At 48.7% G+C, this 12521-nt stretch carries 9 protein-coding genes; 5 read left to right on the forward strand and 4 right to left on the reverse strand.

Annotation, left to right across the window (positions count from 1 at the left end; all coding sequences use genetic code 11):
- Window positions 1-6 precede the first annotated feature (6 nt).
- Genes cmr1 through cas10 form a run of 3 tightly spaced genes read right to left on the reverse strand, consistent with a single transcriptional unit; the run spans window position 7 to window position 4788 of the window.
- A complete protein-coding gene (gene cmr1 / locus ABEB26_RS06795) occupies window positions 7-1488 on the reverse strand; it encodes a type III-B CRISPR module RAMP protein Cmr1 (protein WP_345721212.1) in 1482 nt (493 codons plus the stop codon).
- Window positions 1485-2951 carry a type III-B CRISPR module-associated protein Cmr3 gene (cmr3, locus tag ABEB26_RS06800; protein ID WP_345721213.1) on the reverse strand — a complete coding sequence of 489 codons (1467 nt, stop codon included), beginning with the start codon at window positions 2949-2951 and terminating at the stop codon, window positions 1485-1487. The genes cmr1 and cmr3 overlap by 4 nt, the downstream gene beginning before the upstream one ends.
- A 25-nt stretch (window positions 2952-2976) precedes the next feature.
- The gene (gene cas10 / locus ABEB26_RS06805; protein ID WP_345721214.1) at window positions 2977-4788 is read right to left on the reverse strand and encodes a type III-B CRISPR-associated protein Cas10/Cmr2; all 1812 of its coding nucleotides are present in this window, start codon (window positions 4786-4788) and stop codon (window positions 2977-2979) included.
- A 264-nt stretch (window positions 4789-5052) separates the two neighbouring features.
- Between cas10 and ABEB26_RS06810 the strand changes: the two genes are divergently transcribed.
- Both ABEB26_RS06810 and ABEB26_RS06815 read left to right on the forward strand, forming a co-directional pair.
- Window positions 5053-6564, forward strand: a complete 1512-nt coding sequence (locus ABEB26_RS06810; RefSeq protein WP_345721216.1) for a protein kinase domain-containing protein — start codon at window positions 5053-5055, stop codon at window positions 6562-6564.
- 2 nt (window positions 6565-6566) lie between these two features.
- The gene (locus tag ABEB26_RS06815) at window positions 6567-7451 is read left to right on the forward strand and encodes an alpha/beta hydrolase (protein WP_345721217.1); all 885 of its coding nucleotides are present in this window, start codon (window positions 6567-6569) and stop codon (window positions 7449-7451) included.
- A 284-nt stretch (window positions 7452-7735) separates the two neighbouring features.
- On the opposite strand, the gene ABEB26_RS06820 is transcribed toward ABEB26_RS06815, so the two are convergent.
- Window positions 7736-10261, reverse strand: coding sequence for a U32 family peptidase (locus ABEB26_RS06820; RefSeq protein ID WP_345721218.1), 2526 nt, complete (start codon window positions 10259-10261; stop codon window positions 7736-7738).
- 447 nt (window positions 10262-10708) lie between these two features.
- On the opposite strand from ABEB26_RS06820, the gene ABEB26_RS06825 reads away from it, so the two are divergent.
- From ABEB26_RS06825 to ABEB26_RS06835, 3 genes are all read left to right on the forward strand, one after another.
- On the forward strand, window positions 10709-11311 hold the full coding sequence (locus ABEB26_RS06825) for a superoxide dismutase (RefSeq protein WP_345721219.1): 603 nt from the start codon (window positions 10709-10711) through the stop codon (window positions 11309-11311).
- 70 nt (window positions 11312-11381) lie between these two features.
- A complete protein-coding gene (locus ABEB26_RS06830) occupies window positions 11382-11783 on the forward strand; it encodes an EVE domain-containing protein (RefSeq protein WP_345721220.1) in 402 nt (133 codons plus the stop codon).
- A 117-nt stretch (window positions 11784-11900) separates the two neighbouring features.
- On the forward strand, window positions 11901-12506 hold the full coding sequence (locus tag ABEB26_RS06835; RefSeq protein WP_345721221.1) for a DUF333 domain-containing protein: 606 nt from the start codon (window positions 11901-11903) through the stop codon (window positions 12504-12506).
- Window positions 12507-12521: the final 15 nt, after the last annotated feature.

Consider the following 12521-nt stretch of genomic DNA (forward strand, 5'->3'; position numbering starts at 1 on the left):
AGTAGATTATTTCGGCATTTTTTCCTTAAGATAGGCTAAAAATGCTTCAAGGATATTCCCTTCTACAGATATTGAATTTATATTAAGAACTTCATCAGCTCTCAATAAAAACCTAAGATCCTCTGGTTTCGGAGATATAGGGTGGACACTAGCCTTCAGTGATAACTTCATTTTTGGAGATAATTCGGTTCCTGATAAAATAAATGCTAAGCCAATAAGGTCTCCATTTGCACATTGGAAGGTTTTTAAGATAAGTGGGCTGGCTAAACGCTCATTATCTTTTGTTGAATCATTGGGATTTACTAATCCAAGAGTTGTAGGACGAGGATCTAAATCTTTCCGATTAGATCCATATCTATTACCTTTAAACTGAAAAATGATTGGTAATCCAAACTGAGCACGAGGGAATGCCTTGATTATCTTATACTGCGGACTTGCTTGAACATTATCTGGATTATGATGCTTAAGATGTTGTTTTGTAATTCTACGAATCTGATTTGGTTCAGGCCAAAGACTTGTTCCATTAGTATTTTTTGCTTGCCGAAAATATTTTAATTTTTCTATCAAATCCCTCCACATTCCAAATAAACCTTGTTTTCCTGTTTTATAAAAGATCTTAAATCGATTACTATTACTTATATCTCCTAAAATTGGTAGATCAGGATGAAAATAAGTGTTTTTATAGTATTTTGTATAATTTCCTAACAGCCAAGACTTAAAATTGTTGGCATTTTTCGGATGTTCTTTATTATCGCATCGAGTAACAGAACCAAAACCTCTTCTTGTTCTACCTCCAATGCCCCCAAAAGTTTCCCAAGCCCAGAGTGTAGCATCAACTTCAATTTTAATGCCTTTGTGATAAGTAATCTTTAGGTTAAATATGACCTCGTTACGAATGGTTTTGATGGGGGTTTGCATTCCATATTTTTTTACGGTTTCCCTGTCAGGTTTAATTGGGAAAGATGCATATTCATGAGCAACTTCAGATAGCCCATATGCATTAAATTTCCCTTTTGTCATTCTAATTTCATAGGGTTTCTGCTCCTCCCCATCAGAAATTATCTCAACTGAGATTTGAATAGGAATGATATTTTTTAATTTATTATTTTCTTGATTTTGATCATCTACTAGATTACTAGAATCTTGATTCACCTTTTTCTTTTCAGAAGAGGACGAAGTGCTGGCACTACCCCAAATCTCGGCTTCTCGTTGCCGCATATCATCAAGCCGTTGAGAATCGGTAAAATTTGGATCGGTACTTCCACCACGGATAGCACGCCACCAAAAACGCAGTTGGCCGCGAATGCCACTGGCCCGAATTCGCGTGATTGGGTCATTCACCCCAGCTTCAACCCCGCCACCAAACAATGGGGTGATCAGCTTGTAGCTGCGGGTTTCGGTGATATAGGTTTGCCCGCCAATGGTAAATTCATTTGGTGCTTGATACTCTATAGGATCTGGTGCAGAAATAGTTGGTTTACGATTCATTTGGTTACTCCCTTAATTTCAGCGAACGTCCCATCCCAAGCTCCGAGCACTGCTAACCCAAAGCCATCGCGGCGATCTTGCTCTGCATCGCTTATGCACTGCATCCAAAACTTGGTTATCCAAACTTCAATCGCAGGTTTTTCGCCTACTAGCGAGAGGAACAAGACCGTACCAGCAGGAGCTAGGCGGCGAGTTGGTTTAGGCTTATGAATTGCTAAATCCCAGCCTGAAATAGCTTGAGCACGCTTGATCGCGATTGCTTCAAGCGTTGGCTGCACCCCATCAACCTCGCGGCATAGCCAAGTTGGGCGATAGCCCTTTTCAAACATCGCTGGGGTGAGCAAAATCACGCGGCATGCTTGATCTTTTACGATTGCATCAACGATAACTTGATCGCATGCTGGCAATGGATGCTCAGTTGGCTCCCAACGAGCCAAACGGCGCTCGCCGCCCAAGGGTGCAATGCTTGGTTGTGGAATGCTTAAACCAGTTGTATCGCGGTAATCAGTGCTCACATATAAGGCCAAACGCTGCGCTTTGGCCAATTGTTGCTCGTTGGCTTGGGTAAAGCTTAGACCACGAGTTTGAAACAAATGCCCATCTTCAGCTTGTTGAGTATTAGGCTGAATTTCAACATGCGTCCGTTGATCAATTGGCAAGCCTTTAATTCCCAAGTCAGTACTTTTTTGCACTAAGGAAGTTTGGGTTTGATCAATCAATGCTTCTGGATCTTGCAACCATTGCAGAAAATGTTCCCAATACCAAAATTGCGGTTGCTCTTTGGCGGGCTTACGCCGATCAACCTCGCCTGAACCAACCAAGCCAAGTTCATTAAAATCGCTGACAAACCCCGCAGGAGCCAGAATTGGCACTAAGCGGCGGAGCCAAGGCACAGATGTTGTGGGTTCTGCTGGTTGATCGTCGGATGCTTTTGCTTCGGTTTTTGATTCAGGCTCAAACAACAGTGCATCGGCAGGTGCAGGGCATAAGAATCTCAGGCTATCTTTGGTTTCGTTTGGTTCTAGCAATTCAACTAAGACTGGCCCATAAATTTGAATTGGCTGTAATTTATTTCCCTGCGCTTGATTAAACTTAGGATCTTTGTTAAATCGAAGGTTTGAAGCATAGGCAGTTTGGGAGCGAATAACCCCAGCCAAAACTGATGGCGGCGGGAACGACTGGGTATAGGCACGTGCGCCAGGCGTATTGTTAAATGGTCGGCCATCGCGCACAATCAAGGGGTCACGCGGCTCGATGAGCCACGCTTGCTGAGTTGTAGTTTCAGCTTTGGTTGGTTGATATGAGTTTGCCTCAACTTGAATTGGTTTAGCAGGCTCACTTATTAATTCAGCTGCTTGATCGCTGCCTAGCGCTGCTGAAGTTTGCTCAACGAATTGAGTATTGGTGCTGTTTTGCTTTTTGGTTTGTTGCTTTTGCTTAGAACGTTCGCGGCGTGTAGTCATAGCAATCCTCCGAAAACTTGTTGGATTAATTTCCATTGGCGAGCTTTTGTGCTTCAGCAATAAATTCGGCAATAATGACTTCATCAGCAAATTGTTGAATAATGGAATGAGGCTTGGTAGTTTGATCTAATAACAAATCATCAATCATTTTGAGTAACTGCTCGGCAATATCGTCCTCAACTTTTTTACCGTTACTCGTATACTTGCGCTCAATGATGCGTTTGGCTTCGGCGCGGAGAATACTGGCGGGCAAGTCTTTTAATCGAATAGATAAATCATGCAGTTCAAAGGCAAAACCAAGGGGAATTTGATCATATTGATGTAACTCGATTAGGCGCGTCAGCCGCTCATATAACGAAAACTGACCTTCAGGTTTAGCCCACGATCCGGCGATAATTCGATCTGCACCGCCACGTTTGCTGAGGTTGATTGCCAACGCATTTTTGCCTTTTATGCCTTTGGCTTGCTGCTCAGCTTTACGCGCTAAATCTAAGGCATCGGATAATGGTTCGAGGTGATGGACAATTGCAATGCCGACCGAGAGTGATACCATTGGGTCAACAAGCGCCTGTTTAAAAGCAGTGGCTAAATCAGCGGCACAATCAAAGACTGTGGCTAAACGTTTATTATTACCTTCTTGAATTACGTGACTACTCGTTAGTGGTAAAAATGCTAAAACATCATCCCCGCCCGAATAGACTAAGGCTCCTTGATGGTTTTCGACGATCGACTTAACATTTCCCGCAAATCTAGTTAATTTTTCGGAAATACCTTGATGTTCATCCATCCCATGGGCGGTATTAATAAATCTTCCCATAGCATCGCCATCAGCATGCAGAATGGCATAGTAGGGAATGGGAATTGTAGTATCTAGAAATGGTTTTAAGAAATCTTGCAGATATTTTTGAGCCTTTTTAAGATCTTCTCCTACTAAGGCATCATTGAAACGCTCGGCAAAGAGAAGTGAGCCGTCATAATACTCAAAAATATCATGGTATATCGGTGTTTTTTCGTTTTGAATATATTCTTTGGCCGATTCGAGTAATTTTAATGCACAAATATAATCCTTCCATAACCTAGTAACAGCTTTAGGATTTTTCTCACTTTGATCTAGTAAGGTTAGATAATTAAAAACAGGTGTCGCAGCTATATGTGAGGTGCTTGGAAACCTTGAATCGACACCTTTTTGACCATGCCGTTTGAGAATATCAACGCCTGATAAATGCTCACCAATATTGATTCCATACTCGCGGTACATGGTTAATTCTTGGCCTTTTAGCTCACGGTTATCAATCACCGATTCACGTTCGCCATCGATTGAAGATTTTGGAGCGTTTGTGCCCCACGTCACCGCGCTAAAATTACGGGTATTTTTGCGAGCTGCCATCAGGTGTTCAAGCTGCTCGCGGGTTGCACAATACACATCATCACTTGCTAAATGCAATGCAACCCAACTAAATTCAATCAAAGCAGCAATTTGAGCTTTGGCTCGGGTTTGATCAAACACACCAGTTACTTTTGCAAACGCGCCATCGCGAATCTCATTTACACGAGTATCTAAGGCTTGTTTGGCGGCATCGGCAATCATTTTGACATCGCCCTCTACCTTGGCCAAAATTTTGTTGGGCACATTGAAAGCGCTGTTTGGCGCTAAATCTTGGGCTGGATCGGTTGGATAGGGAAAGATCAAATTACCTTTAGCTTGATAAACGCTTTTTGCCACCGCTTTGGACAACTCGCTGAGTAGCCACGAACCAAACCAGAGGTCGCGGGTGCGGCGAGCGCTGGCGATGAAATCTTGAACTGGGCCAATCGCGATTAGGATTAAATGAGACATTACAACTCCCCAAAGAACTAACTGGCAACAGAGAGTGGTATAGTTGGAGTGGCTTGGTGGAATGCTAGGAGTTAAGTCTTATCCTACCAAGGATTGTCAAGCACAGCCTGTACTAGGTATAGATGCAATTTGGCGTGATTTTTTTGCAGCCAATTTGCGCATGTTTGCTTAATTGTTGATTAATGGTTGCCACTACCCTTTGACTTTTGGCGTATCAATCGTTGATAATACAGGCTACGCAATCATGTAGCGGCGGGGGAAACTGTGTTTGCTGATTTGCTGCCTGATGGCACGATCCTTCAAGGACAACACGATCAATATCGGATTCTCGGCATCATCGGGCGCGGGGGCATGGGCGCGGTCTATCGCGGCGAACGCCTCAGCGATGGCTCAACCTGGGCGGTTAAAGAGATGCGCCCACCAGCCGAGGCCGCTCCCGAGGAAATTGCCGAAAATCGCAAGCTCTTTGACCAAGAAGCGCAATTATTGCAAACGCTCGATCATCCCAACTTGCCCAAAGTCGTCGATTCATTTGAGCAGGCTGGTCGCCCCACGCTGGTGATGGAATTTGTCCAAGGCAAAACGCTCGAAGATAAGCAGCGTGAAATGAATGCGCCATTTTTTCAACGTGATGTGCTAAATTGGGGCGTGCAGATTGCGCGGGTGCTCAATTATTTGCATAGCCAAAATCCCCCAATTATTTTTCGCGATATGAAGCCGCCGAATGTGATGCTTACGCCTGAAGGCATTATTAAGCTGATCGATTTTGGGGTGGCGCGAACCTACAAAACCAATAAAAGTAAAGATACAGTGGCCATGGGTTCGGCTGGCTATGCGCCGCCTGAGCAATATGGTAAGGGTCAAACTGATGCGCGAGCCGATATTTATGCCTTGGGCGCAACCTTGCTGCATATGTTGACCAATCTGCCGCCTGTGCCGCTGCAAACGCCCAAAGATGGCTCGCTGATTAAACATAATCAATCGGTTACGCCGGAGATGGAGCAGGTGATTATTCGATCGATGGCGATGGATCGCGAGAAGCGCTTTCAGACGATGGCTTCGTTTGAGCAAGCATTGTTGGCGGTTGATCGCGGGGTGATTGTGCCCGATAAGCGTGATGATCCGACCATGTTGCCCACGCCAGCCCCTGTCTTTAACAATCCGAACCCAAATCCTGCGCCAGCATGGGGCAATCCCAATCCAAATCCTGCGCCAGCATGGGGTAATCCGAACCCAAATCCTGCGCCAGCATGGGGTAATCCTAATCCGCCACAGTATCAGCAGCCAATGCCACAACCTGTGCCACAGCCAGCCCCACCATCGTGGGCACCGCCAGTCCAGACCCCAGCGTGGTCGCCACCGCCACAGGCCAATGGCCCAATTTGTGATCAGTGTGGCCGTATGAATAAACCTAATGCGCGGTTTTGTGCTGGTTGTGGCGCGGCAATCAAACGGGCTGTGCCAAAGCTAGTGATTACCTCGCCCCGTGCGGTTTGGGAATTGGCATTAACCCACTTTCCTTGCCGCATTGGGCGGCGTGATCCAGCACAAAATCATCATCCTGAGATCGATTTGGCTGAGCATGATCGAGGCGTGGCCTCGCGTCGCCATGCTGTCATCGAACAACAGGGTGATCATCATTTATTAATTGATTTGGGCAGCATCAATGGCACAAGCATCAATGGTGTGCCGATGACTGCCTATCAACCGCACCATCTGCGGCCTGGTGACCGTATTCGGATTGGTGATGTTGAGATGGTTTTTAGTATCGAGTAAGTATGAAACGTAAATTTTTGGTTGGGGCGGGACTGAGTGCCGCCGCTAGTGCGCTTGCTGGCATCGCGGCCTATGCCGCCCATCGTTTAAGTGGCCCAACTGCCGCGCTCAAACGTGAAACGCTGTTTGCTTTTACGCCATTTGAAACCGGGGTCGATTGGGAAGAAGTCAGTTTTAATTCGGTCGATGGCTTGCAAATTCGCGCGTGGTGGCTTGGTCGCCCTGAAAGCAAACGCGTCGTGATTGGCTGCCATGGCCATCGCGGTCGCAAAGACGAGTTGCTCGGCATTGGTTCAGGCTTGTGGCGAGCAGGCATGAATGTATTAATTTTCGATTTTCGTGGGCGCGGCGATAGCGATGATTCGATTTGTTCGCTGGCCTATCACGAGGTTGGCGATTTGCATGGCGCGATCAAATATGTTGAATCACGCTTGCCTGAAGCGCAAATTGGGGTGATTGGCTACTCGATGGGCGCAGCAGTCAGCCTGTTGGGCAGCGCCGATCAGCCTGCGGTTAAGGCGGTAGTTGCTGATAGCAGCTTTGCCGAAATGGCCAATTTAGTTGATTTTGCTTTTGCCAATCGGCGTTTGCCACGTCGCCCACTGCGAGCTTTAGCTGACCAGATTACTGCTCAACGCTATGGTTATCGCTTCGAAGCGGTGCGGCCAATCGAGGCCTTGATTCGCTATGGGCAACGGCCATTGCTGGTTATTCATTGCACGGGCGATACGGTGATTCCAGTGGTCGATGCCTACGATTTATATGCCGCCGCCCAAGGTCCAAAAGAACTGTGGATCGTTGAAGATCTGCCACATTGCGGAGCCTATTTCGCTGATCGCCCAGCTTATGTTAAACGAGTCGCCGGGTTTTTCGAGCGCTATTTGTGACGTGGGGCTAGGATTCTGGTGTAATGGTTTATTGCATGAACAACGGCCAGCATGCCCTCACCCCCTAGCCCCCTCTCCCGCATGCGAGGCGAGGGGGAACCATCCCACCATGAAGCTTGGAACTCCCCTCGCCAACCGCAGTGGGAGAGGGGCTGGGGGTGAGGGTACGGTACAATTGGTTGTTACCCCAATGAACTATTACCTTCAGGGACTAGGGGTCAGAAATTGAGAATTAGCGCTACTTTTTCTGCCCCCTGCCAACTAGCCCCCTGCCCCCTCGCAAACTACTGCATCAACGGTACGCGCAGATAATCGTTGGGAATAAACAAGCTGCCTTGGGTGATACCCTGCGGCGCTGCATTGCGCAATTGCTCGGCCAAAACACTGCTTGGTTGCTGGCCTTGCAAGGTGCGATCAAAGGCTGCGATGATCGCGGCTACTTGTTCAGCCGTTTCGTGCACAAATTCCAAGCGATAATGCACGATTCCGGCGGCTCGCCAGGCATCAAGATGCTCCACGGCAGTTTGAGCTTCAGCCCCAAAAACCGTATTGCGACAGCCCACGTCGGCCATCACCGGATGCGCCCGCCCATTCAGATCACGCAACTCCACCCGATGCTTCTCGCAGGGATGGCCGCAATCTTTGAAGCTCGTGCCATTTGAGAGGAAGCGGCAAAACACACAGTGCTCGGTATGGAATACAGGCAAATGTTGATAGGCGATCACTTCAACTGCTGCACTGCCCAATTGCTGAGCCAAAGCCGTCACTTGGGCCGCATTCAAATCGTGGGTCGGCGTAATCCGCTCTAGGCCTAATTCGAGCAGGGTGTTGGCAGTAATGCTATTGGCGGCATTCAGGCTAAAATCGCCAATCAAGGCGGGGTGTTGCTCCTGGCGCAAGGCTTCGAGCAAGCCCGTTGAACGTACCACAATTTCGCAACCAAGCTTGAGCAAAAAGTGGATAATCCGTTGCTCGCTGGGTTTGAGCACCCGTGGGCTAGCGACACGCACCGTAATTCCATGCGATTGGACTAATTCGACCGCTGGCTTCAACCCATACAATTCCAAATAATCGAGGGTGATGCTGGCAGGTTTGGCGGCGATTGCTGCTTGCAATTGCTCAGGCGTGCGCACCAAAATATGCAATTGGGGAGCATTGCTTGGGTTTGGTGCTGCTTGAACCGCTTGTTGTGCTTGGGCCAAAACCTCAAGTGGCGCTTGGATTTGGCGGATTGGCGCGGCGGCTTGCAAGGCACTAAGTTGCTCGATCGCTTGGCGGCGCAGGTTATTCAGCAACGAGCTTGGCACAAACGGCTGACCGCTAATATCGATGCTCATTTCGGCCAAACTATAGGCGGTGTTGCCCAAACGGCTGGCTTGATCAAACAGAAATTCGTTGGTCAAGCCGCGATTTTGCGAGCGTGGCAATGGCTCAGGTGATTGCACGGTTACGCTGAATTGAGGATAATTGCTGACCGTCCAGGTTAATTGTAAAGGCTGGCCTTCGTGGGCAACCACATGCAGTTGCAATGGTTGTTTGGCGACAGGCGCGGCGGCCTCTAAAAATGGCTTGGCAGCGCGATCAAGCTCAGGGTCGTGGCTACGCCAAATCAAATCGCCGATGCGAATCCGATTGGGCTTGATTGCTTGCGGGCCGAAGCGTAATTCAATTTCGCCGGTTGGCAAGGCTTCGATTCCATAAATTCGCCCGCCTTCTTCACGTTCTTCAGGGCTGCGCCAGTTGGCGGCATCAAATACCACGCCATCGCCAGCCTTGAGTGGAGCAATCACGTGATTTTCGTGGGGCTTGAGCACAATCCGTTCGCCATAGATATCGCTGACATAGCCAATTAATACGCCACGGTGACGCGGTGCACGGCCATTGACCACGGTTTGATGATTGGTTCCGCCAATGAAAAATGTGCCCAAGCCGCGTGAATAGACTTGCTCTAATTGCAACTCTTCGGCAGGCGTGATGCTCAAGGGCAAGCCAGCCCAAGCCTCATCAACCGCCTTGCGATAGGCGCTAGTGGTCAAGGCCACATAATCGGCATCTTTGTAGCGGCCTTCGATCTTCAGCGACGAAATACCCAATTTGATAATATCGTGCATCAAGGGCACGGCATATAAATCGCCGGGTGAGAGCAAATAACGGGCATCGGCCAAGGGTTTGTGTTTACCATCAACCAACAATTGGTAGGGCAAACGACAGGCTTGAGCACATTGGCCGCGATTGGCACTGCGCCCGCCCCAGGCTTCCGAGGAGAAACATTGGCCAGAATACGAGACACACAAGGCTCCATGGACAAACATTTCTAGCTCGCAATCGGTGGCTTGGCGAATTGCGGCAATTTCAGCCAGCGATAATTCACGAGCTAAAACCACCCGATTAGCCCCAAAACGACGGGCTAATTCAACACCCTCGGCGCTAGTGATGCTCATTTGGGTGCTGCCATGCACTTCCATTTCGGGGGCAATTTGGCGGGCAAGTTGGGCAATACCAATATCTTGCACAATCACCGCATCGGCTCCAGCCTCGGCAATCGCCGCCAACGAGCGGGTGGCTTCGCGCAGTTCGTGTTCAAACACCAAGGTATTGAAGGTCACAAACCCACGCACACCGCGTTGATGCAGGGTACGCATTACTTCGGGTAATTCGCTCAAGGTAAAGCCCACCTTAGCGCGGGCGGTAAAATGCTTCAAACCAAAATAAACCGCATCTGCACCTGCTTCGATTGCGGCATGCAACTGCGGCCAATAGCCCGCCGGACTCATCACCTCGGGCTTGGAAAAACGGCGTTGTTCGCTCATGAAGTTCCTAAATCTATTGTGGTAGCAATTGGGATTGCATGGGATTAATCATCGTTGAGATTAAGCTTAACACATTTTAGCCAATTGGTTATTTCACGATCTTCTCTTTGAGCCATGATATCGGTTCTCTAGCTCCTCGTTTCGCCACCCTTCCGTCCCTCCGCCGGAGGGAAACACAGTGGGTTTTCATCCCCCTGCACCCCCTAAAGTTCAATTGTTGATTTGCAGTGGTTGCCTGATGAACCTAAAGTTGTGTGATTCCCGATCTCCAGCCTTCGCGATCTTCGCGTTCTTTGCGGTTTCGGTAACTAATCTGGCAATCCCTATGATTCCAAATGTGCCCAAGATTGTGCATCAAGCATGGCCCAACTTCTGCTACAATAGAAGTGGGAACCGTGTGTTGATGCGTGCAAAGTCGCATCCTTGAGATCAAAAGGAGTCCATACAATGGCTTTTGAACTGCCAGCGTTGCCCTATGCAACCGATGCCTTAGAAAAAGCAATCGATGCGCAAACCATGGAAATTCACCATGGCAAGCACCACGCTGCCTACGTGAATAACCTCAACGCTGCCTTGGAAAAATATCCCGAATTGCAAAGCAAATCATTGCACGAGTTGATCAGCGATTTGAACAGCTTGCCCGAAGATATTCGCACTGCTGTGCGCAATAACGGCGGCGGCCACGCTAACCACAGCTTGTTCTGGAACATCCTCAGCCCAAACGGCGGCGGTGAACCAACAGGCAAACTTGGCGATGAAATCAACGCCACCTTTGGCTCACTCGATGCCTTCAAGGAACAATTTGCTAAGGCTGCAACCACTCGCTTCGGCTCAGGCTGGGCTTGGTTGGTGCGCACCAGCGAAGGCAAATTGGCCGTAACCAGCACCGCCAACCAAGATTCACCAGTTATGGAAGGCCAAACTCCCTTGTTGGGCTTGGATGTTTGGGAACACGCATACTACTTGCGCTACCAAAACCGCCGCCCCGACTACATCAAAACCTGGTGGGAAGTCTTGGATTGGAACAAAGTCGCTGAAAACGATAAGTAAGTCTGATTAACCACAGGTTTGAGCACGGGTGGTTGTTGCCATCCGTGCTTTTGAGTTAAGGAGCATACGAATGGCTTTTTGGTTGCTCAAAACTGAGCCAAACGAGTTTAGTTGGGATGATTTGCTGCGCGATGGTTCGACGGTTTGGAATGGAGTAACCAACGCCCAAGCCTTAATTAATCTCCGGGCCATGCAGCTTGATGACCAATGTTTGATCTATCATAGTGGCGATGTACGGGCAGCTGTTGGCATTGCACGAGTTAGCCGCACCGCCTACCCCGACCCCAACAGCGAAAATCCCAAGCATGTAGTAGTAGAAATTGAGCCAGTTGGTCCGCTTGCTCAGCCGGTAAGTTTGGCTCAGATCAAAGCCGAGCCAAGCTTGGCCGATTGGGCCTTGGTACGCCAATCGCGGCTTTCGGTTGTGCCATGCAGCCCCGAACAATGGGCTTGGATTATCGCCCAAGATTAATGCTCACCATGCCGTTACCAGATTGGGAACAATCTAGCTAGCTAGCACGTTAGGCTAGTGCAATTGCAAACAACGAGAACGTTCTCCCGTGGAAATCTGGCAATGGAGCTAAAATACATGATCCGTCAATCAATTCTCGGTTTGGGACTTGGGCTGTGTGCAAGCCTCTTGATCGCTTGTGGCGCGAATCAGCCAACCGCTGTGCCTGCGGCCAATATGGCCAATCCTGCTTCAGCATTTTGTACTCAAAACGGCGGTACTCACAGCATTCGCCAAGATGCTGCTGGCAATCAAACGGGTTTTTGTGGTTTTCCCGATGGCAGCGAATGTGAAGAATGGGCCTTTCAGCGTGGCGAATGTCGCCCAACCAGCCAAAATCAAGCAAGCAGCGATGCCAGCGTCAAACGATTGACCATGCAAGATAACAATAGCAAAATTACCCTGAAAAAAGGCGAAATCATCGAAATTGTGCTGGAAAGCAATCCCAGCACGGGCTTTGCTTGGAGCACTGGCCCTGATGCTGGCAAACTATTGCAGCAACAAGGCGCAGCGCAATTTCAATCCTCAGACCCTAATCCGAAACCAGGCTCTGGCGGCACTGAAACCTTCTATTTCCAAGCAGTCGAAGTTGGCTCAGGCAGTTTTGCCTTAGCTTACCAGCGTGGCTTTGAGAATACTGACCCCAACCAACTCTTTTTAATTGAGGTTGAGGTTACCGAATAACCAGACTTGCCAAGC

The organism is Herpetosiphon gulosus, assembly GCF_039545135.1.
Classification (GTDB): domain Bacteria; phylum Chloroflexota; class Chloroflexia; order Chloroflexales; family Herpetosiphonaceae; genus Herpetosiphon; species Herpetosiphon gulosus.

Bases quoted from the DNA above. Each gene is read 5' to 3' on its own strand.
- cmr1 (WP_345721212.1), bottom strand. From the start codon at position 1,488: ATGAATCGTAAACCAACTATTTCTGCACCAGATCCTATAGAGTATCAA.
- cmr3 (WP_345721213.1), bottom strand. From the start codon at position 2,951: ATGACTACACGCCGCGAACGTTCTAAGCAAAAGCAACAAACCAAAAAG.
- cas10 (WP_345721214.1), bottom strand. From the start codon at position 4,788: ATGTCTCATTTAATCCTAATCGCGATTGGCCCAGTTCAAGATTTCATC.
- ABEB26_RS06815 (WP_345721217.1), top strand. From the start codon at position 6,567: ATGAAACGTAAATTTTTGGTTGGGGCGGGACTGAGTGCCGCCGCTAGT.
- ABEB26_RS06820 (WP_345721218.1), bottom strand. From the start codon at position 10,261: ATGAGCGAACAACGCCGTTTTTCCAAGCCCGAGGTGATGAGTCCGGCG.
- ABEB26_RS06825 (WP_345721219.1), top strand. From the start codon at position 10,709: ATGGCTTTTGAACTGCCAGCGTTGCCCTATGCAACCGATGCCTTAGAA.
- ABEB26_RS06830 (WP_345721220.1), top strand. From the start codon at position 11,382: ATGGCTTTTTGGTTGCTCAAAACTGAGCCAAACGAGTTTAGTTGGGAT.
- ABEB26_RS06835 (WP_345721221.1), top strand. From the start codon at position 11,901: ATGATCCGTCAATCAATTCTCGGTTTGGGACTTGGGCTGTGTGCAAGC.